General features: G+C 57.9%; 24 protein-coding genes, 4 tRNA genes and 1 pseudogene. 17 read left to right on the forward strand and 12 right to left on the reverse strand.

The annotated features are described in order from the left end of the window. Window positions 1–39: 39 nt before the first annotated feature. The 10 genes from purF to KW849_RS08070 all read left to right on the forward strand — a co-directional run bounded on the left by purF (window position 40) and on the right by KW849_RS08070 (window position 10,215). Window positions 40–1,545, forward strand: a complete 1,506-nt coding sequence (purF, locus tag KW849_RS08025) for an amidophosphoribosyltransferase (protein WP_218428899.1) — start codon at window positions 40–42, stop codon at window positions 1,543–1,545. Between the two features lie 81 nt (window positions 1,546–1,626). After that, window positions 1,627–2,838 carry an O-succinylhomoserine sulfhydrylase gene (locus tag KW849_RS08030; RefSeq protein ID WP_218428900.1) on the forward strand — a complete coding sequence of 404 codons (1,212 nt, stop codon included), beginning with the start codon at window positions 1,627–1,629 and terminating at the stop codon, window positions 2,836–2,838. After that, a complete protein-coding gene (locus KW849_RS08035; protein ID WP_218428901.1) occupies window positions 2,835–3,611 on the forward strand; it encodes an SDR family oxidoreductase in 777 nt (258 codons plus the stop codon). The genes KW849_RS08030 and KW849_RS08035 overlap by 4 nt, the downstream gene beginning before the upstream one ends. 190 nt (window positions 3,612–3,801) lie before the next feature. After that, window positions 3,802–3,877, forward strand: a tRNA-Val gene (locus KW849_RS08040). Window positions 3,878–3,931: 54 nt separating this feature from the next. After that, window positions 3,932–4,008, forward strand: a tRNA-Asp gene (locus KW849_RS08045). Window positions 4,009–4,100: 92 nt separating this feature from the next. Further along, window positions 4,101–4,177, forward strand: a tRNA-Asp gene (locus tag KW849_RS08050). A gap of 460 nt (window positions 4,178–4,637) precedes the next feature. Further along, entirely contained in the window at window positions 4,638–7,469 is a 2,832-nt protein-coding gene (locus tag KW849_RS08055) for a xanthine dehydrogenase family protein molybdopterin-binding subunit (protein WP_218428902.1), read from the forward strand. Beyond that, a complete protein-coding gene (locus KW849_RS08060) occupies window positions 7,462–8,001 on the forward strand; it encodes a (2Fe-2S)-binding protein (protein WP_007982256.1) in 540 nt (179 codons plus the stop codon). Before KW849_RS08055 ends, KW849_RS08060 begins: the two co-directional genes overlap by 8 nt. A gap of 2 nt (window positions 8,002–8,003) precedes the next feature. Next, window positions 8,004–9,242 carry a cytochrome c gene (locus KW849_RS08065; protein ID WP_218428903.1) on the forward strand — a complete coding sequence of 413 codons (1,239 nt, stop codon included), beginning with the start codon at window positions 8,004–8,006 and terminating at the stop codon, window positions 9,240–9,242. 1 nt (window position 9,243) lies between these two features. Next, complete coding sequence (locus KW849_RS08070; protein ID WP_218428904.1) at window positions 9,244–10,215, forward strand: XdhC family protein; 972 nt, start codon at window positions 9,244–9,246, stop codon at window positions 10,213–10,215. 231 nt (window positions 10,216–10,446) lie between these two features. Here the strand turns inward: KW849_RS08070 and KW849_RS08075 are convergent, their stop codons facing one another. Further along, entirely contained in the window at window positions 10,447–11,730 is a 1,284-nt protein-coding gene (locus KW849_RS08075) for an FAD-binding oxidoreductase (protein ID WP_218428905.1), read from the reverse strand. 184 nt (window positions 11,731–11,914) lie between these two features. Between KW849_RS08075 and KW849_RS08080 the strand changes: the two genes are divergently transcribed. Then, a tRNA-Val gene (locus tag KW849_RS08080) sits at window positions 11,915–11,991 on the forward strand. 113 nt (window positions 11,992–12,104) lie between these two features. Here the strand turns inward: KW849_RS08080 and KW849_RS08085 are convergent. From KW849_RS08085 to KW849_RS08095, 3 genes are all read right to left on the reverse strand, one after another. Continuing rightward, entirely contained in the window at window positions 12,105–12,692 is a 588-nt protein-coding gene (locus KW849_RS08085) for a tyrosine-type recombinase/integrase (RefSeq protein ID WP_256357150.1), read from the reverse strand. Window positions 12,693–12,716: 24 nt separating this feature from the next. Beyond that, complete coding sequence (locus KW849_RS08090; RefSeq protein WP_218428906.1) at window positions 12,717–12,944, reverse strand: hypothetical protein; 228 nt, start codon at window positions 12,942–12,944, stop codon at window positions 12,717–12,719. 228 nt (window positions 12,945–13,172) lie between these two features. Continuing rightward, entirely contained in the window at window positions 13,173–13,481 is a 309-nt protein-coding gene (locus KW849_RS08095; protein WP_256357125.1) for a hypothetical protein, read from the reverse strand. Between the two features lie 441 nt (window positions 13,482–13,922). On the opposite strand from KW849_RS08095, the gene KW849_RS08100 reads away from it, so the two are divergent. Further along, window positions 13,923–15,878 carry a hypothetical protein gene (locus KW849_RS08100; protein WP_218428907.1) on the forward strand — a complete coding sequence of 652 codons (1,956 nt, stop codon included), beginning with the start codon at window positions 13,923–13,925 and terminating at the stop codon, window positions 15,876–15,878. A gap of 10 nt (window positions 15,879–15,888) precedes the next feature. Then, window positions 15,889–16,044, forward strand: coding sequence for a hypothetical protein (locus tag KW849_RS08105; protein WP_218428908.1), 156 nt, complete (start codon window positions 15,889–15,891; stop codon window positions 16,042–16,044). Window positions 16,045–16,549: 505 nt separating this feature from the next. Here KW849_RS08105 and KW849_RS08110 read toward each other — a convergent pair. Both KW849_RS08110 and KW849_RS31805 read right to left on the reverse strand, forming a co-directional pair. Continuing rightward, window positions 16,550–17,110, reverse strand: a complete 561-nt coding sequence (locus KW849_RS08110) for a hypothetical protein (protein ID WP_256357126.1) — start codon at window positions 17,108–17,110, stop codon at window positions 16,550–16,552. 171 nt (window positions 17,111–17,281) lie between these two features. After that, window positions 17,282–17,518, reverse strand: a pseudogene (locus KW849_RS31805) (site-specific integrase); the annotation flags it as partial. 962 nt (window positions 17,519–18,480) lie between these two features. Between KW849_RS31805 and KW849_RS08115 the strand changes: the two are divergent. Continuing rightward, entirely contained in the window at window positions 18,481–19,137 is a 657-nt protein-coding gene (locus KW849_RS08115) for a trypsin-like peptidase domain-containing protein (RefSeq protein ID WP_218428909.1), read from the forward strand. A gap of 223 nt (window positions 19,138–19,360) precedes the next feature. On the opposite strand, the gene KW849_RS08120 is transcribed toward KW849_RS08115, so the two are convergent. Continuing rightward, window positions 19,361–19,567 carry a hypothetical protein gene (locus KW849_RS08120; protein WP_218428910.1) on the reverse strand — a complete coding sequence of 69 codons (207 nt, stop codon included), beginning with the start codon at window positions 19,565–19,567 and terminating at the stop codon, window positions 19,361–19,363. 252 nt (window positions 19,568–19,819) lie between these two features. Here KW849_RS08120 and KW849_RS08125 point away from each other — a divergent pair, with 252 nt between their 5' ends. Beyond that, a complete protein-coding gene (locus tag KW849_RS08125) occupies window positions 19,820–20,014 on the forward strand; it encodes a hypothetical protein (protein WP_108217768.1) in 195 nt (64 codons plus the stop codon). Between the two features lie 75 nt (window positions 20,015–20,089). Here the strand turns inward: KW849_RS08125 and KW849_RS08130 are convergent, their stop codons facing one another. Continuing rightward, entirely contained in the window at window positions 20,090–20,842 is a 753-nt protein-coding gene (locus tag KW849_RS08130) for a carbonic anhydrase (RefSeq protein WP_218428911.1), read from the reverse strand. A gap of 203 nt (window positions 20,843–21,045) precedes the next feature. On the opposite strand from KW849_RS08130, the gene KW849_RS08135 reads away from it, so the two are divergent. Beyond that, window positions 21,046–21,501 (forward strand): DUF2214 family protein, encoded by a 456-nt coding sequence (locus KW849_RS08135; protein ID WP_218428912.1) that lies wholly within the window; start codon window positions 21,046–21,048, stop codon window positions 21,499–21,501. A 184-nt stretch (window positions 21,502–21,685) separates the two neighbouring features. Here KW849_RS08135 and csrA read toward each other — a convergent pair whose 3' ends face one another. Further along, window positions 21,686–21,877 carry a carbon storage regulator CsrA gene (csrA, locus tag KW849_RS08140; protein WP_053161267.1) on the reverse strand — a complete coding sequence of 64 codons (192 nt, stop codon included), beginning with the start codon at window positions 21,875–21,877 and terminating at the stop codon, window positions 21,686–21,688. Window positions 21,878–22,127: 250 nt separating this feature from the next. Here csrA and KW849_RS08145 point away from each other — a divergent pair, with 250 nt between their 5' ends. Beyond that, window positions 22,128–22,493, forward strand: a complete 366-nt coding sequence (locus KW849_RS08145) for an SPOR domain-containing protein (protein WP_218428913.1) — start codon at window positions 22,128–22,130, stop codon at window positions 22,491–22,493. An 86-nt stretch (window positions 22,494–22,579) separates the two neighbouring features. On the opposite strand, the gene KW849_RS08150 is transcribed toward KW849_RS08145, so the two are convergent. The 3 genes from KW849_RS08150 to KW849_RS08160 all read right to left on the reverse strand — a co-directional run bounded on the left by KW849_RS08150 (window position 22,580) and on the right by KW849_RS08160 (window position 24,813). Beyond that, a complete protein-coding gene (locus KW849_RS08150; protein ID WP_108217764.1) occupies window positions 22,580–23,269 on the reverse strand; it encodes an endonuclease in 690 nt (229 codons plus the stop codon). Window positions 23,270–23,273: 4 nt separating this feature from the next. Further along, window positions 23,274–23,543, reverse strand: a complete 270-nt coding sequence (locus KW849_RS08155; RefSeq protein WP_033047987.1) for a DUF1654 domain-containing protein — start codon at window positions 23,541–23,543, stop codon at window positions 23,274–23,276. 181 nt (window positions 23,544–23,724) lie between these two features. Further along, entirely contained in the window at window positions 23,725–24,813 is a 1,089-nt protein-coding gene (locus tag KW849_RS08160; RefSeq protein WP_218428914.1) for an asparaginase, read from the reverse strand. Between the last annotated feature and the right edge of the window lie 30 nt (window positions 24,814–24,843).

The following is a 24,843-nucleotide window of genomic DNA, read 5'->3' on the forward strand; positions in this document are numbered from 1 at the left end:
TGTGTTCAGTTCAGATCCATTAAGTAGGGGTTGCGTCGCATGTGTGGCATCGTCGGTATCGTCGGTAAGTCGAACGTCAATCAGGCGCTGTATGACGCGCTAACCGTCCTCCAGCACCGCGGCCAGGACGCTGCCGGTATCGTGACCAGCCATGATGGCCGGTTATTCCTGCGCAAGGACAACGGCCTGGTGCGTGACGTGTTCCATCAGCGTCACATGCAGCGCCTGGTCGGTCACATGGGTATTGGCCATGTGCGCTACCCGACCGCGGGCAGCTCGACCTCGGCCGAAGCTCAACCGTTTTACGTCAACTCGCCTTACGGCATCACCCTGGCGCACAACGGTAACCTGACCAACGTTGAACAACTGGCCAAGGAGATTTACGAATCTGACCTGCGCCACGTCAACACCAGTTCCGATTCGGAAGTGCTGCTCAACGTGTTCGCGCACGAACTGGCTCAGCGCGGCAAGTTGCAGCCAACCGAAGAAGACGTGTTCGCCGCCGTGACTGACGTGCACAACCGTTGTGTCGGTGGCTACGCCGTCGTGGCGATGGTGACCGGCTACGGCATCGTCGGTTTCCGCGACCCGCACGGCATCCGTCCGATCGTGTTCGGCCAGCGTCACACTGACGAAGGCGTCGAGTACATGATCGCCTCCGAAAGCGTTTCCCTGGACGTGCTCGGCTTCACCCTGATTCGCGACCTGGCGCCGGGCGAAGCGGTCTACATCACTGAAGACGGCAAGCTGCACACCCGTCAATGCGCAACCAACCCGTCGTTGACGCCGTGCATTTTCGAACATGTTTACCTGGCGCGTCCGGATTCGATCATCGACGGCGTGTCGGTCTACAAGGCCCGCCTGCGCATGGGTGAGAAACTGGCCGAGAAGATCCTGCGCGAGCGTCCGGATCATGATATCGACGTGGTCATCCCGATCCCGGACACCAGCCGCACTGCGGCCCTGGAGCTGGCGAACCATTTGGGCGTGAAGTTCCGCGAAGGCTTCGTGAAGAACCGCTACATCGGCCGGACCTTCATCATGCCGGGCCAGGCCGCGCGGAAAAAATCCGTACGCCAGAAGCTCAATGCCATCGAACTGGAATTCCGCGGCAAGAACGTGATGCTGGTGGACGACTCCATCGTTCGCGGCACCACCTGCAAGCAGATCATCCAGATGGCTCGCGAAGCTGGCGCCAAGAACGTCTACTTCTGCTCTGCGGCCCCAGCAGTTCGCTACCCGAACGTTTACGGCATCGACATGCCGAGCGCTCACGAACTGATCGCCCACAACCGTTCGACCCAGGACGTGGCAGACCTGATCGGCGCCGACTGGCTGATCTATCAGGACCTGCCTGACTTGATCGAAGCGGTCGGTGGCGGCAAGATCAAGATCGACAAGTTCGATTGCGCGGTGTTCGATGGCCAGTACGTCACCGGCGACATCGACGAGGCTTACCTGAACAAGATCGAGCAGGCACGCAACGATGCCTCCAAGGTCAAGACGCAGGCAGTCAGTGCGATCATCGATCTGTACAACAACTGAGTTTCTACCGGCCCTGAGGGGCCGGTTTTGTATCTGGCAAAAAGACTTTTATCTATCAAGAGCACGGCAAGGAGTGACAGCATGAGTCAGGAATGGGATGCCGGTCGGCTGGACAGCGACCTCGAAGGTGTAGCGTTCGATACCCTGGCCGTACGCGCCGGTCAGCACCGCACGCCGGAAGGCGAACACGGTGATCCGATGTTCTTCACCTCCAGCTATGTGTTCCGTACCGCCGCCGATGCCGCTGCGCGCTTCGCTGGTGAAGTGCCGGGCAACGTTTATTCGCGTTACACCAACCCCACCGTACGCGCGTTCGAAGAGCGCATCGCCGCGCTGGAAAGCGCCGAGCAGGCCGTGGCCACCGCCACCGGCATGGCGGCCATCATGGCCGTGGTGATGAGCCTGTGCAGCGCCGGTGATCACGTGCTGGTGTCGCGCAGCGTATTCGGCTCGACCATCAGCCTGTTCGAAAAGTACTTCAAGCGCTTCGGCATCGAAGTCGATTACGTGGCCCTGGCGGATTTGTCCGGCTGGGACGCGGCGATCAAGCCCAACACCAAACTGCTGTTCGTCGAATCACCGTCCAACCCGTTGGCTGAATTGGTCGACATCGCCGAACTGGCGAAAATCGCACACGCCAAAGGCGCGATGCTGGTGGTCGACAACTGCTTCTGCACCCCGGCCTTGCAGCAGCCGCTGAAATTGGGCGCGGACATTGTCGTGCACTCGGCCACCAAGTTCATCGATGGCCAGGGCCGTTGCATGGGTGGCGTGGTCGCCGGTCGCAGCGAGCAGATGAAGGAAGTGGTGGGTTTCCTGCGTACCGCCGGGCCGACCTTGAGTCCGTTCAACGCCTGGATTTTCCTCAAGGGCCTGGAAACCCTGAGCCTGCGGATGAAGGCCCATTGCGCCAACGCCCAGCAACTGGCCGAGTGGCTGGAGCAGCAGGAAGGCATCGAGAAAGTCCATTACGCCGGCCTCAAGAGCCATCCGCAGCACGAACTGGCGCTGCGCCAGCAGAAGGGCTTCGGTGCGGTCGTCAGTTTTGAGGTCAAGGGCGGCAAAGAGGGCGCCTGGCGCTTTATCGATGCGACGCGCCTGATTTCGATCACCGCCAACCTGGGCGATAGCAAGACCACCATCACCCATCCGAGCACCACCTCCCACGGTCGCCTCGCGCCGCAAGAGCGTGAAGCGGCGGGCATTCGTGACAGCCTGATCCGCGTTGCGGTCGGTCTGGAAGACGTGGCGGACCTGCAAGCCGATCTGGCGCGCGGTCTGGCTGCGTTGTGATCGACTTGTCTGCACCGGCCACCGGCTCGAATGGTCGCGTAGCGCTGGTGACCGGTGCTGCGCGAGGCATTGGCCTGGGGATCTCGGCCTGGCTGATCAGCGAAGGCTGGCAAGTCGTGTTGACGGACCTGGACCGCGAGCGCGGTTCGAAAGTGGCGAAAGTGCTGGGCGACAGCGCCTGGTTCATCACCATGGATGTCTCGAATGAAGGGCAAGTCGCACTTGGCGTGGCCGAGGTACTCGGCCAGTTCGGGCGCCTGGATGCGCTGGTCTGTAATGCCGCGGTTGCCGATCCGCATAACATCACCCTGGAAAGCCTCGATCTGGCTCACTGGAATCGGGTGTTGGCGGTGAACCTCAGCGGGCCGATGTTGCTGGCCAAACACTGTGCACCGTACCTGCGCGCTCACAGCGGTGCCATCGTCAATCTGGCCTCGACCCGCGCCGGGCAGTCGGAACCCGACACAGAGGCCTATGCGGCGAGCAAGGGCGGTTTGTTGGCCCTGACCCATGCACTTGCGATCAGTCTTGGCCCGGAGATCCGGGTCAATGCCGTCAGCCCTGGCTGGATCGATGCACGCGACCCCTCGGTGCGGCGTGCCGAACCCTTGACCGAAGCCGATCATGCCCAGCATCCGGCGGGCAGGGTAGGGACGGTCGAGGATGTCGCGGCGATGGTGGCCTGGCTGCTGTCGAGGAATGCCGGGTTTGTCACCGGCCAGGAATTCGTGGTCGATGGCGGCATGAGCAAGAAGATGATTTACAGCGAGTGACAGGCCTGGGGTCGTCTTCAACATTGATGTTGTATGTTCCGCCGTCTTCGCGAGCCTGCTCGCGAAGCGGTCTGATGGTTGCCAGCCTCATGCGGAATGACACAATTTTGTCTTTTTCAGAAAAACTTCAATCCTGCTATTGACTTAGGTTCGCTACCTGCGTAAATTTCGCGGCCTCGGAGATGCAAACGGGTGATTAGCTCAGCTGGGAGAGCGTCTGCCTTACAAGCAGAATGTCGGCGGTTCGATCCCGTCATCACCCACCACTCCCCGAGATACTTGCGAAAGCAAGAGGTAGGCTGAAATGCCTCCACCGACGCGCAGCGGTAGTTCAGTCGGTTAGAATACCGGCCTGTCACGCCGGGGGTCGCGGGTTCGAGTCCCGTCCGCTGCGCCATATTTTCCGAGTCAGGTACGCTTGATTCGAGATTGAAAAGCTACTGAGTTTTCAATCAGACGAGTTACTTGGACGCAAGTCCAAAGCGATACGCAGCGGTAGTTCAGTCGGTTAGAATACCGGCCTGTCACGCCGGGGGTCGCGGGTTCGAGTCCCGTCCGCTGCGCCATATCTGCCCCGAGGCCCGCTGAACGCCTTGGAGCTACGAAGAAACCACTGGTTACTTCGAGTCGATAGCAAAGACCCTGGTCGAAAGACCGGGGTTTTTTGTGTCTGAAATTCAGGTTTTTCTCCTCTCGCCTTTTTCCAGGCGGACCTCCCTGCATGCCTCCTTGCCGGAATGGCCTGTCGGGCGCTAGCGACGCTGTCGTTCAGCGCTGCCCCTCCAGCCTCGCGCTACCGAGATTCACGGCTACTGTTAACGTGCTGCGTCGAATAGTCGCGTTTTTTTGATTTGTCGGTCAGTTTTCGGTTTTCCGTGAGGTCATAAGCCTATAAACTTAACCTTTCGGTCAGCTTTGCACTGTCAACAACAGCCCTTTGCATCGTCGAAAAGGTCTTCTGCAAGACTCGAGATTTCCAGTACATAACCAGAAGGGCGGACCCCATAACCGCCCAGAGGATGATCCATGTCCAACCGTGATATATCCCGGCGCTCGTTCCTTCAGGGCGGGCTGGTAGCGGGTGTGAGCGTGACGCTCACGCCATTGAGCAGCCAGGCGCTGGCCGCCTTGATGGAAAACAGCGTGACCGTGCCGTCCGAGCAATGGCTCGGCAACAACGGCAAGGCGCGCGCCCGTAACGATGCCTTGTCCAAGGTCTGCGGCAGCAAGGTCTTTGCCCGCGACATCCGCGCCAAGGACATGCCGGGCTGGCCGCAGCAGCAGGGTCACGCCATGCTGCTCAAAACCATCAAGGCGGACCACATCTTTGCAGGCATCGACCTGTCGTGGCTCGGTGCCGAGTTGCAACCGGACCGCATCGTCACCGCCGAAGACCTGGTCAAGGACGGCATCGTGTTTCCTGAGGAGCACGCCCCGGATCCGCTGTTGCCGGCCGGCAAGGTGCCGATGTTCATCGGTCACCCGGTGGCGATCCTGATCTGGAACGACTTCGAGCGTTTCCGTCAGGCCAAGAACCAACTCAAATTCAATGACAAGGCGATTCGTTACGGTGCGCAGGTGCCGTTCTACGAAGGCGATCCTTACGGCAGCTTCCGCTACGTGCGCGTTGGCGGCGCGACCTCGGCGGACGAAGACGAGTTCGCCAGCCTCAAGGATTCGATCCTGTTCCCGATGTTGAAAAACCGCCGTCCGGTGTGGAATGCCCAGCCGAACCTGCACGGCAACCTGACCGAGCGCGGGCTGTTCTACGCCGACCGCATGAAGCAGCAGATCGATACGCCGCCGGACAACTGGCTGGTGTTCGACGAGCGCTACAAGACCCCGTCGATCGAGCCGGCCGCCCTGGAGCCGGACAACGGCAATGGCTGGTACGACCCGGCGACCAAGACCCTGCATTTCGTGGTGGCGACGCAGTGCCCGCTGGAGACCGCGACCGAGACCGCGAAGATGATCGCGCCGTCGCGTTTCGGCCTGGCCAACCTGAACATGCACCCGGGTTACACCGTCGGTTATGGCTCGAAAGACCACAACATTTTCGTCTACTACGCAGCGTTGGCCGCGCTGTACGGCGCCGGTGTGCCGGTACGCCTGGCCAACGACCGCTACGAGCAGTTCCAGAGCGGCATCAAGCGTCACCCGTTCGACATTCGCTACCAATTGGCGGTGGACAAGAACGACCACAGCTTCAAGATTTTCCGCTCCGAGATGAGCGTCGACGGCGGCGGGCGAATCAACTACAGCCCGTCCGTGGCGGCGGTGGGCGCCACGGCGGCACAGTCGATCTACTACATGCCGCAGAACGATCTGCAGGTCACGGCCTATCATTCCCGCGCCGTTGAAGCCGGGTCGATGCGTGGCTACGGCACCCTGCAGAGCATGGCGGCGACCGAGATGATGGTCGACGAAATCGCCGGCCGCCTCGGTGTCGATGCCATCGAACTGCGCCGCAAGAACGCCCTGCGCTCGGGCATGAAAAACACCCAGGGCGCGATCCCGGCCGGTGCCTTGCGCCTGCACGAGATTCTCGACAAGGCGGCCGTCCACGACACTTGGAAAAACCGCGAAGCGATCAAGAAACAACGCGAAGCCGCCGATCCGGACAACTGGTACGGGGTGGGTTTCGCCATCTGCCAGAAAGACTTCGGCACCGGTTCCGAAGCGCCGATGGCCAGCATTGAATTCACGGCCGAAGGCCGCATCAGCCTGCGCCACATCGGTATCGAAATCGGCACCGGCATGTCCACTTCGCAGGCCATGGTCGTGGCCGATTTCCTGGGTATCCCGGCGCACGAAGTGAAGACCGGCGAAACCGAGTGGAAAGAGCTGCAGCTGGTCAGTGGCGGCAACCCGTACATCATGAGCCAGGCCGAGCAGGACAATTTCCTGCGCAATCCGCGCTGGGTCGGCAAGGTCGCTTCGGCTTCGTCGGCGACCAACTCGGCGTACTACTTCAGCCATGCCACCCGTGAAGCGGCGCGCGTGCTGTTCAACCACGGCCTGTGGCCGGCGGCGCTGGAGATCTGGCACCAAGGCCCTTACGGCGGCCAGGCCAACCCTTACGTGGTGCGCCGCGAAGACGCCCATTGGGTCGATGGCAAGCTCACGGCCAACGGCATGGAGCCACTGCCATTCGCCATGCTCGCCAAGCGCGTTCATGAGCGTGGCCTGGTGAGCGGCGCCACCGTGCACGGTTTCAACCGCTGGAGCTGGGCCGAGGCCGAGTTCAGCATCGACGGCGTGCGTGAGCGTTTGCCGCTCGATGGCCTGGCGGTCAAGTACGGCGATGGTGCGCCGAAAGCGAAGAAGGCGCAGATGAACAGCGCCGGTTTCCATCTGCTGGATCGGCAGGGCATCGCCTACCCGGCGACTCAGCTGAACAACGCGGCGGTGACTTACTACAGCCCGGTGGCGACGCTGGTGGAAGTGAAGGTCAACAAGGGTTCGAACGAAGTGTCGGTGCTCAATCATCACTCGTGGGTCGAGTGCGGTCGGGTGCTGGTGGAAGAACTGGTCAGGGGCCAGCTCGAGGGCGGTATCGCCATGGGCATCGGCCATGCGCTGATGGAAGAGATGCCGTTGTACGAAGGCGGGCCGGGGGAGGGTGACTGGAACTTCAACCGTTACCGCCTGCCGATGGCGCGTCACGTTGCGGTGTGGAAACAGACGGCGGACATCCTGCCGCCACTGTCGCCGAGCGACCCGTCCAAGGGCATCGCCGAGGTGGTGATGATCCCGGTGGTTGGTGCCATCGGCAACGCCGTGGCCCATGCCATCGGTAAACGTGTCCGCGACCTGCCTATCACTTCTGCACGCATCAAGGAGGCCCTCAATGGCTAACCGCCCGCTTCAACTGACCCTCAACGGTCAATCCGTCGGCCCGGTGGACATCCCTGATGACCTGCCGATGATCGACTACCTGCACGAATACAAGAACCTCACCGGTTCGCGCCTGGGCTGCGGCCAGGGCATCTGCCACGCCTGCGTGGTGATCGTCGACAACCCGGACGGCACCAGCGAAGAAGTGCGCACCTGCATCACCGGCGCACACTATTTCGAAGGCAAGAAGGTTCGGACCATCGAAGGCCATGCGACGCGCGACGAGCAGGGCAAGGTCACCGAGCTGAACCCGATCCAGCAGCGCTTCGTCGACGAGTTCGCCTTCCAGTGCAGCTACTGCGCGCCGGGCTTCGTCAATGCCGCGACCGTGTTGGTGGAAAAGCTGCAGCGTCAGCCGATCGTCAAAAGCCAGCTGGAAAAAGTCATCGAGGACAGCCTCGGTCATCACATCTGCCGTTGCACCGGGTATGTGCGCTACTACAGCGCCACCCGCAACGTGCTGACCGATCTCGGCCTGGTCAAGGAGGGTTAAGCATGAAGCTTCTACTTAGCCGCCTGGCGTTGGCGGTTGGTCTGGCTGCGCCTGTACTGGCGGCTCACGCCGATGATGTGCAGGTCAAGCAAGGCGAGTACCTTGCCCGCGCCGCCGACTGTATGGCGTGCCACACCGCACCGGGTGGTGCGCCGTACGCAGGCGGCCTGCCGATCGTTTCGCCGTTCGGCACGATCTACGGCACCAACATCACCCCGAGCAAAGAGCACGGCATTGGCCTGTACAACGATGACGAGTTCTTCGCCGCGTTGACCGAAGGCAAGCGCCGCGACGGGGCGAACCTGTATCCGGCGATGCCCTACACCTCGTATCACCTGATGCCGCGAGCAGATTCCGACGCGATTCATGCCTACCTGAAAACCGTCGAGCCGATCGAGCGCGCCGCACCGGTCACCAGCCTGAGCTTCCCGTTCAATGTGCGCCTGGGCCTGATGGGCTGGAACATGATGTACGGCAAGGACGTGAAGCTGGAGCCGGCCGAGGGCAAGAGCGAAGCCTGGAAGCGCGGCCAGTACATGGTCGACGTGCTGGGGCACTGTGGCGAGTGCCACACCCCGCGCGGCCTGCCCGGTGCGATGCAGCAGGACAAGCGCATGACCGGAGGCATTCTCAATGGCTATCTGGCGCCGAGCCTGCTGGCCACTGACCTGGCGGCCCGTGGCTGGAATCATCAGGACCTGAGCTCGTTTCTCAAGCACGGCATGAGCGCCCAGGGCACGATGTTCAACGAGATGTTCCCGGTGTTCCACAACAGCACCCAGGGCCTCAGCGATCCGGATCTGGCGGCGATGGCGACTTTCCTGCTCGGCGATCAGCCGCCTGCGGCGAAAGTGCTCACCGAAGTGCCATTGGACAAACTGAGCCCGAGCGCCCAGCGCGGCCGTCAGGAATATTTGAATGTCTGCGCCGGTTGCCATGCGCCGGGCGGTGAGGGCAAGCCGCACATCGCCGTGGCCATGCGCGGCAACACCACGTTGCGCCTGGAAGATCCGCGCAACCTGGTACGGGTGATCGACGACGGTATCGGTGAGCAGAAGTTCTCCGGTTTCGAACACATGCAACCGATGCCAGGGTTTGCCGGGAAGTTGAGCGACGAGCAACTCACGGATCTGCTGAACTACCTGCGTCAGGGCTGGGGCGGTCAGCCGAATGATCTGGCGGTGAACGACGTGCAGAAGCTGCGGGCCGATGCGCCGCCGCTCGAGCACAAGGCGCACTGATATGCAGCATCTCGATCTGCAGGTGGTGCGTCGGGCGCTGGAGTGGTCGGCGGCCGGTCAGCGCATCTGGTTGTGTACGGTGCTGGCCACTTACGGCTCGGCACCGCGCGCACCGGGTTCGCTGCTGGCGGTGAACGCGCAGGGGCACTGGATTGGCTCGCTGTCCGGTGGCTGTGTCGAGGACGACTTTCTCGAACGAGTCGCCGAGGGCGCGTTTGTGCAGCCGGTCAGCGTTGTTCGTTACGGCGAAGGCGACGACCCACGCTCGCGCGTCAGCCTGCCGTGTGGCGGGGTGCTCGATGTGCTGGTCGAGAAGCTGGATGCCGAATGTGCCGTGCAAGCGCATCTGCGGGAGCTGGAGTCGGCGCTGTCGGGCCGGCGTCGGTTAATCCGTGAAGTTGATTTGCAGAGCGGTGCGCGCAGTCTGTTCGATGATCGTGAGCAGGGTGTGCGTATCGAGCGAGAAATCGACCGGGTGCGAGTGCGCGTCGGCGCGGCTCAGCGTTTGCTGCTGGCCGGGTATTCCAGTGTGGCCCAGGCCTGTGCAGAGTTTGCCGTGGGTCTGGGGTTCGAGGTGATTCTGTGTGATCCGCGAGACGAAGTGCTGGAAGGCGTCGTGCTGGAAAACGTGGAGATTCGCCGCCAACTGCCGTCGCTATTCATCGCCGATGGAGGCTGTCACAGCGACACCGCTGTGGTGGCATTGACCCACGATCCACGTATCGATGACCTGGCGATGATGGAGGCTGTTCGCACCGAGGCGTTTTACATCGGGGTGATGGGCTCCCTGCAGACCTCGCAAAAGCGCTTCGAGCGCTTGCGGCGTATTGGCGGGCTGGGGGATGCCGAGTTGGCGCGGATTCATGCGCCGATCGGGCTGAACCTGGGCAGCAAGACGCCGGCGGAGATTGCGCTGGCGGTGCTGGCGGACATTTTGCGGATTCGCAGCGGTATCGCGCGGGATCGTCTTTAAGATCAAAAGATCGCAGCCTGCGGCAGCTCCTACGCCGAACGCATTCCCATGTAGGAGCGAGCTTGCTCCGGGCGGCGTTCCGACGATGGACTCGAGAGCGCCGCGTTTAGCCAGTAAATACGCGTTATCGTTAACGACCATCGCGAGCAGGCTCGCTCCTACCTCCTACAGAGACCACATTCGCTTAACTGAACAGCATTACGCATCGCAGCGGGCCTTTTGATTTAGCAGTCAGTACCCGAACCTGTCCCGCAATCCGTAATACCACGCACCCAATGCCGCAAACGGGGTACGCAGCATTTGTCCGCCGGGGAACGGGTAGTGGGGCAGGTCGGCAAAGGCGTCAAAACGTTCTGCCTGGCCGCGTAAAGCTTCGGCCAGTACCTTGCCCGCCAAATGCGTGTAAGTCACGCCATGGCCGCTACAGCCCTGGGAGTAGTAGATGTTGTCGCCCAGGCGTCCGACCTGGGGCAGGCGCGACAGGGTCAGCAGGAAGTTGCCCGTCCACGCGTAATCGATTTTCACGTCCTTGAGTTGCGGGAATGCCTTGAGCATCTTCGGCCGAATGATCGCTTCGATGTTCGCCGGATCCCGCGCGCCGTACACCACGCCGCCACCGAAGATCAGACGCTTGTCGCCGCTGAGGCGGTAGTAGTCGAGCAAGTAGTTGCAGTCTTCGACGCAGTAATCCTGAGGCAGCAGGGTCTTCGCCAGTTCTTCGCCCAGCGGCTCGGTGGTAATCACCTGCGTGCCGCAAGGCATCGACTTGGCGGCCAGCTCCGGCACCAGATTGCCCAGATAGGCGTTGCCGGCGACGATGATGAATCTGGCCCGGACCTTACCCTGCGGCGTGTGCACAACCGGATTCGCGCCGCGCACGATGCGCACAGCGGGCGACTGCTCGTAAATCGTGCCACCCAGGGACTCGACCGCCGCCGCTTCACCCAGCGCCAGGTTAAGCGGATGGATATGGCCGCCACTCATGTCGAGCATCCCGCCGATGTATTGATCGCAGGCCACCACTTCGCGAATGCGGCGTTGATCCATCAACTCAAGCTGGGTATGGCCGAATCGTTCCCACAGGCGCTTCTGGGATTCGAGATGCCCCATCTGCCTGGCGGTCATCGCGGCGAACACGCCACCGTCCTTCAAGTCGCACTGAATGTTGTATTTGGCGACGCGCTCACGAATGATTCGCCCACCCTCGAACGCCATCTGCCCCAGCAACTGGGCCTGCTTGGGACCGACTGTGCGCTCGATGACATCGATATCGCGGCTATAGCTGTTAACGATCTGCCCACCATTACGCCCGGACGCCCCGAAACCCACCCTGGCGGCTTCGAGCACCGTGACCTTGAAGCCGCTCTCCAGCAGAAACAGGGCAGAGGACAGTCCCGTATAACCGGCGCCAATCACACAGACATCGGTCTCGACATCATCCTGCAACGCCGGACGCGGTGGAGCCGCATTGGCCGATGCGGCGTAGTAGGACTCTGGGTAGGGGGTGTTAGCCATCCTGCAGCCTCTGTTTAATATATTTTACGAGTGCGTTGATCGTACCCGAGTTGAAAATCGCCCGCCAGCCACCCGGAAAATCTTCTTTGGACCGGCAAAATTAAATATTTTGCATATTCATAGGGTTAGCTCGAAAAAAGGTGTTGACACCCTTCCGGAATTCCGTAGAATGCCGCCTCACAGCAGGCACGTAGCTCAGTTGGTTAGAGCACCACCTTGACATGGTGGGGGTCGTTGGTTCGAGTCCAATCGCGCCTACCAAACAAAATCCGCTCTGCTGGGCGGTCTGGAAGGGCTCACCGAAAGGTGAGCCCTTTTTTGTTGGCTGGTGTTTGGGCAAACTTTGGGAATATTTTGGGCAAACGACCACCGCGTTACACCTTCAGGTCGGCTTTCACCTTCATGTAAACCACCGCTTCATCACCGTGCCCTGCTTGGTAGTGCTCCGTCATCTTCACGTCAGCGTGCCCCATCAGACCCTGAATATATTCCTGCTCGAAACCCCGTTGCTCATACAGCCAGGCGCCGAGGGCACGAATCTCGTGGAAGGTTGGGTGCTCACCGGCCGGCATTTCCTCATAAGCCTTCGAATCGTCCCGCGCCTGGGCGAAAGACTTGGTCAGATAGTCCGCCGTCACTGCGTTCCAGTGTAGCTTGGCGTCCAACTGGGTCCGCTTGCGCGCCTTTGGCGAGTAGTGAATCAGGTACGGGCAGACGACCGGCGATCTCACGCACTCCAGCACCGCCTCTCGCAGGGCTTGCCCCATGAAAATCTCCAGGTGCTCGGGCTTCCCATAGTTCTGCGTCTTCCCGGGCGACACCTTGATGGTGTTCTGTTCGAGGTCCACGGCCGACTTCGGCCACATCACGATATCCTCCCGCCGCTGAAGACTCAGCAACCCCAGCTGGATGGCGCGTTTCAGCCTGATCGGCGTCCCCACATGCTCCAGAATCGTTTTCAGCCCCTCGACGGTGTGCCGCTGGCGCTATTTCTCGGCTTCCTTGACCAGAGTCAGCTCGGCGGAGTTGCGCTCGCACAGGCCCTTGGCCACGGCGAACGCGAACACCTTGACCAACAGCCCGCGGTGCTTCGTGTAGGCGTTGTGCTCGAAACCATCCAGGTATTCCGCCACCGTCAGCATGTCCAGTTGGCCCATCATCAGGTCGCCCAGGTCCTCGCGGTACCGGGCTAGCTTGAATTTGATTTCCTTCAAAGTGCTCGCGGCGTAGGTTGAGGTCCGGCATGAACACGCCGGCAACCTCAACCTTGAAGACGCAGGCACCTTTCCTCTCGTCATCTGCCTCTTTCTTGGCTCGCTTTTTCTTCTGCTTTAGCGACTCCGCCGTCGGCAACCGTTGTTTCTCGGCCGTTACCTGCCTCTTCTATTCCGTGGACCGGTAGATCCGGCTATGTCTGTCGTCGGCACTGGCGTACCTGATTGTTAATGCGTCTCACAGTGGCCTCGTGAACTTGATGTTGTTCTCGCGGACGATGAGCCGGCGCGCTTGGTTTCCATGCCCATCTCTTTCGCTGCTTCGATCACAGTCTTTCCGGCGTAGGCCAGTTCCTTCAATCGCGGTGCGAGCTTGTCGCGCTCGATCTTCAGTTTGTTGTTGTGGGAGCTGCCGAACATCAACTCCCGTTCACCGCTGACACCCGGGTCGATCTCCTGCACCGACTTACCAGCACCGAAGAGCTGATCCAACTGCTGGTTCAGGTTCGCGAGGATCGAGTCTCGTGGGTTGGGCATTCCAATGCCCACTTAAGACGCCGCTAGGCTTAGATGATCACCGAGCCCGCTTCATTGATATTTATGACGGGCCGAATCTGGTGGGTGTGAGTCATTGGCGCTTTACCGCCAAAGTCGAATTGTTCAAGCGCCCCATTCTGGGCGCGGGCTGGATTATCACTGTGCCCGATTACGTTGCTATGGCGGACATCTTCGACCGCGCCATAAACCACGAGTGGCCAGCAGGGTAGGTCTGCAGGGTGTTTGGCTGCGTCTGCGTCAGTCTGTTGCAACGATTCGCACATTCTTCATTCGGCCTACAACGCCTGCGCCGGTACACTGCCAACCGATTCTGTTTTGAGGTTGGTCGTTATGGTAAATCGCCGGCAATTGATAAAAATCAGCGCACTAGGCACCGCGTCATTTGCGGCGCCGGCGGCGTACTCTGTGAGCGAAACGACCATGAGCTACAACACCGGAAACCCGATCGGCAGTACCGATCCGCGAGACTTGTCTGACAACGCAAAAATTCTCGACAAGTTCGTGAATGGCCCCGGATCAATGTATGCGGATCGTTTCGGTACGAACCGAAAGACCATTCCCGCCATGGGTATCGAGTTTGAGGCGGATCAGGCCGGACGTAACTCGGCGTTCACATCTGCTCAAGCAGAGCGTGTAACCGAGTTTGTCGACTTTCTTGAAAGTAGCGGTTTCGAAACGCCTGTCGATTATGTCGTCGGCTTGAGTATTACCCGGCCCACGCAAACTGTTCGCTATTTAGGTGAGCTGTATCGCGCCAAGAACGCCAGCTTGCCTTTTGTCACGTCAGGATGGGCAATCGATGTGCCGAAGCTCTTGGCGGCGGGTGACGCGTCATTGCGCCAGGAACTGGCCGACCCGAGTAGAAACGACAAGATGCTGGCCTTCATGAGAGGTCCGTTCGGCAAGTCAGCCTACACGGTGGCGGGCATGTTGAGCGCCCAGTCCTTGAACGTATGGGAGTACATCAATCGTATTCCCGCGGGGGACAGGATTGATGAAGCGGAACCCGCTACCTGGTACTGGGATACGGCGATCAATGCCGCGCTGCAAGAGGGTAAGAAGGTCCTGATTCCTCACTTGCTCAGGGTGAAACGCAAGATCACGACCAAAGTGACCGGCGCGCAGCTCGTTGGTGACGGCATCGATTCTGCCGGCCTTGTCTTGGACCTGCAGGGGGGGCCAGGCGCCGGGTTCATCGGAGACTGTGTGATTGAGTTGGGCGACTCAACTGCTGCTGCAGATGTCTCCACTCATCTGGGTATTTCATCGCTCACGATCGATGTCGGCGGCCGCGATATTCCTGGTGTAGCCATGTTCGGCGCCCGAGATGGGAGCTATGTGCAGCGTGTCTACATCAAAAACTTTTCCAGTACCGCCTTTAAAACCAACAAGGCCGGTGGTGGTACGGGCTTTGCGACCGGCAAGATGTGCCAGGGCGTCAAAATCGAGCAGGTGGTCGCGCTCCCCCAGCATGGCATCAAAACCGACGTGTTCTTGCTCGACGGCATCTTTGAAAGCGAAATCAATCTATGCAAAGCCTTCGGTTTCACCTTGGCAGAGAACAGCGCTGTGGGCTTTGCGGTAGGCAGGAACACCGAGTCCCGAGGGGTCAAGCTCAACACCTGCTCGGCAGCGAACATGGTCAAGTTTGGCAATGCCGCCAATTTCAACGCCGTGATCCAATATGGAGAGTGGGCGCGCGACAACTGGGATTACAACATCACCTTCGAGAATGTCGAAGGGGCCGGGGTTGTTTTTCATGGCGGCACTGCCAGCGGGCAACTGCTTCCGCTCAATTGCCGATCGGTTGACCCAAGACCCTATTTCTCCGCAGTGGCTGCTGTTCTCAATCCGCTATACCTCTTCCGCAAGGCGAATGCCTGCTTCGCTGAAGGCGTTAATTATTACTCGACGGTCAAGGCTATTTTCGAGTTTACAGGTGAGGGCGGTTTGAATAATTACGGGGTGCTCACAGGTGGCGTTAACCCTGAAGCGCTTGTGAGTTCCGGGGTGGTAGTGTTCGGCGCAGGGGCTCTTTCCAGTAACTTTGTGGCGGGCTACTCAAGCGAAGTGTCCACGCGTAAAGAGTTCGTGGTTACTGTCGATCAGCAGTTTTATCGAGTATTGCCGAATGGCGCGAGCGAACAAACGGATCAGTTTTACACGACCTTCAACCTGGGGGCTTCCGGAAAATACCGCTGGCGCAACAGCTCGTTGGAGACTGTCGCATCGATTGATGATTCGGGCCTTTCCTCCGGGAAGACAGCGCTGTCGGTCAAGCTGATCAAGAACGGTGTTACCTCATTTGATCGAATCGAGGTCGGCACTATTGATTCTGCAGGTGCGGGCTATCGAACTCTCCGGATTCCTAACTAAGGAATTGAACATGTCCATCAAGAAGACCATCGAATTCAAAGGCACCACCGTTATAAACGCTCACATCACTGCTGTCATGCCAGCCATTGCTATGGGCAACAGGATAAAGGTATCGACCAAGTGGATAGACCGACCTCTGCCTGGCCATTCAAAGTGGAGGGCGTGATATTTAGTGTGCACTGAGGAAAAGGTGGAGACACCTAGGTGGTAATGCCAAAGGTGATCCGCGTGCGTGTAGATTTAGTCCGCCGAGCCCCTGATGAGGTCTCTCCATGATGGAGAAACCTTTCCAGGGTACCTTTGGAAGTCAGTTAACCCATGCGCCAGAAGTGTCGCAACAAAACTTATAACAGCAGTCTGTTGGTCGACGGGGTAATTTTTGAATTCCAGAGCAAACTACTTCCTTTGCCTCGGAACGCATAAGTCAGGCGACAAGGCTTTTAGACGGCAGATCGACTTGATCTGTGTTCCAGAGTTTCCGTTTCTCAAGGAAATTCTTTCTCCGGTCGACTGATGTGAGGGTACAGCTTCACCCTGCCGGGTGATCGGCTTTGCCACTTTAAGTGGTAATGATCGACTGGAGACAAATGCTCTAAACCCTGGCTACCAGGGCGCAAGAATCCTTTGTAGCGCAGGGTTTAGGCAGGAGAGGGGGGGTGTTGGAAAGGTCCTCAGTTCTTTAACGAAACTTGTTTGGCTTCGATTTTGAGAGCGCTGAGACGCTTGAGCATGGCAATGATGTTTACCCGAGCGGATCCCTCATTGGCCAAGCGTAGACGCTTGATCGCTATAACCGAATCGCCCATGCCGGCAGTGAAAGGGGTCCGGATAATTTCGCGCAAAACGACCTTGTTAGTGCTTGACTCTATTAAGGTATATTCAACTTCGCTGGTCACTTCAAAATCCAGTCCAAATATAGGCTGGTCAACGCGCAGCAGGTTGGCACCTAGAGCATAAGGGGCTGACTCGTCGCCAAGCAAATTGGCATTGGCGAGCGATTGCTTGAGTGCAGCGCTGAAGTCAGGGGCGTCGATTTCCGAAGTCCACAGAGGGTTGGTTTTATCTCCACCATTCACCTCAGAAAGCCGGACATTATTTCGCAGCTGGGAGTCATAGGTGTTTGCCTTGGCTTGATCGGCAGGCACTGACATGCCGGTAATTTGGGCGGGCGAGGCACAGCCAGTGCAAAGAGCAATTAGGGCTGAAGCTAAAAGCAAGCGAAGGTACGTCATTCGACAAGTCCTTTTGATTGTAAAAGTACCGAAGGGATCGCGGATAGTAGCACTATGCCATTTGTCCGTCCAGTTATCGCGACGCCTGATACGGCGTATCGAAATTTTCTGGCTTAGTCCTTCGGAGTGCGATTTTCAATTCACCCACACCTGATTTTTCAAAATCGACACTTCCACGATTTTCAGTGCGAGGTCATAGCTGCCTTTTTCCCTTGAACATGGTTTCGCAGTAAGTCATGCCGAGCGTATATATAGTGTGATGTTTGTGATCTATCGTCACGGCTTCGAGCTGGCTTGCCCAAGACTCGGCTTTTGTTTTCGTGCTGAAGGTTTTCGACTGGGGGATTTACCCTTAACCCGGACCTGAGCGCTCCAGTTGCCGGACGGTAGTAAGCGGAAATTGGCCATTGTTGACGCCTCATAATGTGAATAGGCGTTCTCTTAGGGCCTTGAGCTCCGTGGCTCAGCGCTTAGCATGGTGGCCCTTGACATGGTGGGGGTCGTTGGTTCGAGTCCAATCGCGACTACCAAACAAAATCCGCTCTGCTGGGCGGTCTGGAAGGGCTCACCGAAAGGTGGGCCCTTTTTCGTTGTTTGAAATTTCATGAGATTTTTCCTGGTCTGTTTAAAGCAAGAGACTTAAGCCTCTTGCCTCGCGTTACTGCGCCGCCGCTTGTACGGCGATACGCATGGTCCCTTTCTATAGCCGGTGTTACCACTCGATATTCAATAGTGCTGTTCGTAGTGCCCGCTGTATAACAGCGCGTGAAGCCAGGTTCCAATGTTTTACCGTTAACCCTGTCAGTGATGGCTTAATATCCTGGCGCCTGGACGTATAAATAAAACAGTCAGGAATAACCATGCCTTTAACTCCGGCAGAGTCTCTATGGGTGACTGCTCTTTAGAATGGTTGGTTGACTTGCTACTACCGCTAAAACCCGTTCCGTCGATATTGAAACGGTCCGGTTTCGCTATTGGCGAATTGCCTGTTGTATAGGCGCCCGATGCAAATGTTCTTGCGTTTGCGACTGCTTGCACTTTTCGCTCTTGTGGGTGACGGGCATAGCGATTGATTCAGGTAGGCGCCACTTTCCATGATCGTTGGTGCCATTAACGAAGGCGTCGATAGCAACGGCTGGTTTTGTTTCTCGTCTTTAACAATTTTCAGGCGCCAAATATTTGAACTTTTGAAGTTGATCGAAAAGCAATTGGCATTAGCACGATTTATTCATACGCGTCATTGCAAACTCAGCCATAAGTAAGAAAACGTCCAACTAGAGCAAACGGCGAGGAGTACTGCAATCTGACAAAAGCCAAAATAATGACAACAAAAAACAGTCACATTCTCCCAATTAAGTCGGTGATATATCATGATCAAGATCATGGCCTGCTTTTTAATTGGAGCTGTAACTGCAGGATGCAACGGCATCGTAAAACCCGACTTTTCGGGTCCTGCCAATGAGTCATACTTTTTAGTCCACTCGGGGTTTCCCGCACCGTATCTATACATGGCCTCGGCCGTGCAATGGAACGATGACTATGCGGTAACCACCCGCCACACTCCGTTCATCCCCAACGTGAAGTACAGCTGCAGCACAGGCTGCGATCTCGTCTTCATCCAGCACAAGGCCAGCGGCCATTACCCATCATGGCGCGCGCCGCGTGTGGGCGAGAGCGTCACTGCCGTTGGGACGAGTCCTTACCTCATGACCACTACCGGGAAAGGCAAGGTGTATCAAACGCCTTTCATCAATGCCGATGAACACAGTGGTGATCTCTATGCCATCCATGATGCCCCGCTGGTCAAGGGCATGTCGGGTGGGCCGGTCCTCACCAGTGACGGCTGTATTGTCGGCATCAATATCGGTTTCTACTCAACCACTCTGAACGATGTGAGCAATAACTCCGGCGTAAAGGGGGCTGAGAGGATCAGCATTTTTATTCCTTATTCGATCATTCAGCGCGAGTGGGGGATATTGCAGGCAAAACTCAACGATCCACACGGCGCGAGGTATGTCGCGAAGTAGCTTTTAGCTACCGATCAATTGGTCATTGAGCCTAACGAGCAAAATCCGCTCTACCGGGCGGTCTGGAAGGGCTCACCGAAAGTTGGGCCCTTTTTTGTTGGTGAGTGAGTCCAGTGTGGCTCCGAGACGCGTGTGAACCGGATAAACGCGGCGTACTTGAGTCCATCGCCAGCACGCTGGCTCCTACAGTTTCCCGGGATTGCGTGAAGAACCTCAAAAAAGGTCAGAGCGCGAAACCCGTCGCATGGGCAAGATGTCCCTCCTGCACGCCCGCGATCAGGTGCAGTGGGATGCTCTGCTGTACTTCAATGGACGGTACCTCGATGCTTCCTACAATCTGCAGCTGCCGCTCGCTCGGTTCGGTCGATTCTGCTGCCTTTTCCCTGGCCATTCTTGCGTGGTTCATTGCGATTTCGTTGAGCGTTGACACGTTACATCTCCTGGTGACTGGCCAAGCGTATCGCTGGAGTCCTTAAGCATTGGTTGAATGGCTACTGCGTCAGAATCATGTCGTTCCGGCCGCTGCTATACGCGATCTTAGCAATCCTCAAGCCACGGATGTGGGGGGATTCTTCGTTGTGTTTTCGTAGGCGACGAATGGCGGGCCGCCGTGGATGATAGTCCGGATTCTTTGCCATTCAGGCGTAAACTAGTGAGGCTGCGTCATCGAAAGGAGCCGCCTATGAACGTCGATCAAATCAGCAAGCAGGCATCTGTGGACAAGGCTGTTTGGGATCAATATTTCTGCACTGCATTAATTGCGGAAAGCAATTTGACTGCCCCGGTTGTGGGCGGTGCTACGCACGAAGACAGACAGAATCTGTTGATCGAGAGGGCTATAACCCTCGCCGACAAAATGATGGAAAATCGAAAATAAACAGAGCCCAGCCATCGCGCTGGGCTCTTTGCATGCGCGGTTGTGCTCCGATGCTGGCGATGTGCGTGTTGCGGTTCAAGCGATCAACTCTACCTTGCCGCTTGCCAGGCGATAAATGCCTCCCACTATCTTCAACTTGCCCTTGCTCTGCGCATCTGTCAGCAATGGCGAGGCCTGTTTCAGGCTGTTGACAGAGTTTTTGACGTTCTGCGCGGTGGCGTTTTCCATCAAGCTCCCGGGTTGCTTCAGCACTGTCTCGATTGCCGACTTGAGTGCGTCAGTCAGTTTCGGGATATGGCCCGGGAAAATCGTCTGATCCTTGACGGCCTTGATGCCTGCCTCGATGGCGCCACAGCTCTCATGACCGAGTACGAGAATCAGCGGTGCGCCCAGTACGGCAACCCCGTATTCAAGACTGCCCAGGCCTTCCGGGGTCACGAAGTTGCCCGCGACGCGGATGGAGAAAAGATCGCCTCGCGCGGTATCAAACGCGTATTCCGGAGCGATCCGCGAGTCAGAGCAGCTCAGTACTGCCACGAACGGATTTTGACCGGACACCAGGGCCTCTCGCTCAGCCTTGAAATCGTGTGTCGTGGAAGTACCGCTTACATATCGTTCGTTGCCCTCCATCAGCCTTTTCAGCGCCATATCCGGACTGATTACGTTTTGAGGTTTTGGTGGGGCTGACGCTTTCTCGGCTGCCTGGATGAGCTTGCCGGGCAGTGTGCCGGTCAGTAGCAGGGCGCCTGCGCTCAACCCGGCAAATTGAAGAAAACGACGACGGCCTGTTGTGTTTGAAGCAGAGCTTGAATCACATGATTCACACATGATTTTGTTTACTCAGTTCAATGCGGTGAGAGTGAGTTGTCGTTGGGGCTGGTACTGTCACGGACACTCAATGCCAGCGCAGTGGAGTCTAGTTGGTCTGTCATATTGTGTTCCGGACATTGTCCGCAGATGCCATGCAAGCAGCCATTTCATGGGCTACTACTGACAGGCTCATACAACTTCGACCTGGCAGGAGTTTCTCGATGCTGACTCACTGGTTTCTAGCGGCGGTTCATCTTTTGGCATTTGCCTTGGGATTTTGGGCGGTGTTGGTTCGAGGCACAGCTTTTCGGCGTTTGGCCGACGGGGCCGCGCAAGTGCGCAGTGTTCTGATGGCGGACAATATCTGGGGTATTTCAGCTGTCGTTTTGCTGATCAGCGGGGGGATGCGAGCCTTTGGCGGGTACGAGAAAGGCACGGACTATTACCTGCATCAGCCGCTGTTTCATCTGAAGATGACGCTGTTCGTCCTGATCTTGCTGCTGGAGATTGCGCCCATGGTGACGCTGATCAAATGGCGGATAGCGCTTGCCCGTAAAGTGGCGATCGATACGGGCCGTGCGAAGCTATTTGCGCGGATCAGTCATGTCGAGGCGCTGCTGGTGCTGCTGGTGATGGTGGCGGCGACGGGTATGGCGCGTGGCGTGATGTTTGGTTGATCACGCAGCTAACGCGTACTTCCGTAGGGCGAACCGGAAATGTCTGACAGCCAGAGCGTTGAGCTTGTCGCTAGTATCGGACCTTGGAGGCTTGTGTGGAAAGCAGGCGGGAACGATGCAATGTCGAATCTTTAGCCAGCCGTGATTCCGGACTGAACGGGCTGGCTACTGACTGCAGCAGGATTCAGGGTTGCGGCTTTTCCGGGGCGGTCAGGCCAGCCTGAATGCGCTGATAAATTTCTTCTCGATGCACGGCAACGTCCTTCGGGGCGTTGATGCCGATCCTGACTTGCTGGCCGCTTACGCCCAGGATGGTGATCGTAATGTCATCACCAATGTTTATGCTTTCACCGACTTTGCGGGTGAGTATCAGCATGGTCTTCTCCTTGATTGCTTCGTGGGGCACCTGATTCGGACAGTGCAGAGGTCGGTGTTATGTATAGATTAGTGCGAAGTCTCGCGGTTTGGGTGCCTCTTTCTGACGTGCAGATGCGGCATTAATTCCCAAGGCGTAACTATACAGAGGCCGCAACCATCATTCTCGTTGTTTTGAGCCCATTTTAAGGCGCTCGTGAAGTATTCATGGATGTTAAAATCCCCGCTTTATGGATTTAGAGGGAAACGCCGTGCGCAAAATGGTTTTGGTAGTCGCGATATTGGCGCTGGCGGGATGTGGCGAGGGCAGTAGTGTGGATGCGCCGAAGCCTGAACCGGCCATGGCTGCCGTACCCGCGACGGTGTCCGGCCCGCAATGGGATCTTGAAGTGCGAGGTGAAACCCCTCAGGCAGTCAGCGATTTGAGTGGCTGGCTGATCGAGCACAGCTTCATGTCCAGCGTCGTCAAGGAAAATGGCAATACGCGAATCCTGATGGGGCCGTTCATTTCGAAAGCCGAGGCCGAAGCCAAACAGGATGAAGTCCGTGCGGCGCTCACTCGCGCGAAAAAACAGAACATCGAATTGCTGGTGCTTGAGCGTCCGGCCGCTCAGTAACGTTCTGTATTGCGGATGCTCAAGAAATAAAAAAGGTCTCGGGTGCTCAGCCCCGAGGCCTTTTCAATTTCGGGTATTGCCTGGATTCAGCCGCAGGCCTTCATGTCTACCGGGCCGACAAACTCGTTGCCGCGCCCCATGACGCACGCCACGCTCTGGTTGCGTTGCCGTTCCCAGGCCTGAACCGGATAGGTTTTGTCCCACGCTTCGTACAGTTGCCGATCCCGTTTCGACAGACGTAAACCATACTGCTTGCTCATGTAGAAGTACGTTCGGGCGATCATGCCGCGGATGGAAGGGCGGGGCATGACTTTCTTGGCCTTGAAGTCGACTTGGGTCAGGCACGAACCATATTGCCCCGACTGCACGGGCAACCAGCCGAAGCTGAAGTTGCTGCGATCGCCATTGACCTCGCCAATGCTGGGCACCAGGTTGTGCAGATCGGACTCGGCCTTTTGGTAAACTGGATCGTAGCGGGTGCAGTTCTTGCGGCCGCCTTCTTGCCAGCACTGGCGTTGATGGCCGATCTGCCAGGCCGGAACGATATGCTCCCATTCGATGCGGGATGCGCGTTTGGCATTTTTACGTGGCACGTAACCGCAAGCGGCAAGGTTCACTCGGTTGCCGGTGTACTTGCAGCCACAGTAAAACTCGGTGGATTGGGGCGCGTAGAGCTTCCACGCCACCTTTTTCGCTTCGGTGAAGGTACGCGGAGCGTCGGCTTGCGCGCCCACGACAAAAAACAGGAACAGTAAAGCAAGCCAGCGGACACTCATCGACTCAATCTTCCTTCGGCACAACCCAGAAAATCTGCACGCCGCCATCGTCGCGATAGGCGAGGGTGACGTTGTCGTTCTCGTCGATTTCTTCCAGCAAGCGTTCCCATTCATCCACCGGCTCGTCAGGAAGGCGGAAGATCAGTGCTGCCCTGGCTTTTTGTGCGGTGGGAGAGTTGATGATTTTCTGAACGCGCAGGCCCATGCGTACATAGGTGTCAGGAGAGGCAGAGGTGGTGTCCACGGGATTATCCTTATTAAGCTGTACGTGCATACAGTATTTAACTGTAGGCCATTTCGCAACTGCTTAAAATTCAAGAAAATCCTCTGACAGCGATTTGTTCCGTTTGGCGTAAGACGAAGGGAGTTTTTTTGTCAGATTCAACGACGGCCACTCGCCAAGGCTGGCGAATGGCGCACGGGGTGCCCGACCGGATCGGTCGGGCGAGGGCGAATCAGTATTCCCAGAACATCCGTTGCAGCTCTTTGCTGTCATTGGTTTTGGTCAGCGCGACCATTGCCAGGATTCGGGCCTTTTGCGGGTTCAGATCGTGAGCCACGACCCAGTCGTATTTATCGTCAGGCTGTTCGGCGTTGCGCAGTACAAAGCCGCCGGCGTTGACGTGGGAGGAGCGAATGATCTGCACGCCGTCCTTGCGCAAGGCTTGCAGGGATGGAACTACCCGCGACGATACCGAGCCATTGCCGGTGCCGGCGTGGATGATGGCTTTGGCGCCGGCTTGAGCCAGGGCCTTGTAAGCAGTGTCGCTGACGTTGCCGTAGGAGTAGGCAATTTCGACGTCAGGCAGGCTCTTGATGTTCTTGATGTCGAATTCGGAATCCATGGTGTGGCGCTTGGCCGGCAGGCGGAACCAGTAGGATTTGCCTTCTACCACCATGCCCAGCGGACCCCAGGCGCTTTTAAACGCTTCGGTCTTGATGTTGATCATTTTGCTGACGTCGCGACCCGACTGGATTTCATCGTTCATGGTCACCAGCACACCTTTGCCCCGCGCGTCTTTGCTGCTGGCCACGGCCACCGCGTTGTACAGGTTCAGCATGCCATCGGCGGACATCGCGGTGCCCGGGCGCATCGAGCCCACGACAATGATCGGCTTCTCGGTTTTTTCCACCAGGTTCAGGAAGTACGCGGTTTCTTCCAGGGTGTCGGTGCCGTGAGTGATCACGATGCCATCGACGTCTTTGCTGTCGGCCAGTTCAGACACACGGCGACCCAGCTGCAGCAGGTTTTCGTTGGTAATGCTTTCGGAGGCGATCTGCATGACCTGTTCGCCGCGAACGTTAGCCAGTTGGCTCAGCTCAGGAACGCCAGCGATCAACTGTTCAATGCCGACTTTCGCCGCTTGATAGGTTGCGCTGTTGGCGGAGCTGGCCCCTGCGCCGGCAATGGTGCCGCCGGTGGCCAGGATCACCACGTTGGCCAGTTTCTGTTGGGTTTCGGCTTCTTTGGCCTGAAGGGCAGTGGGCAGAAGCAGCAGGAGGGCCAAGGCGCCCGGAACAAAGTTCTTGAGTGCAGATGTCATTATTTTTCTCTTCTGGTTGTGAGGCGGTGC

Origin of the sequence: Pseudomonas sp. PDM26 (genome assembly GCF_019219185.1) — a bacterium.
Classification (GTDB): domain Bacteria; phylum Pseudomonadota; class Gammaproteobacteria; order Pseudomonadales; family Pseudomonadaceae; genus Aquipseudomonas.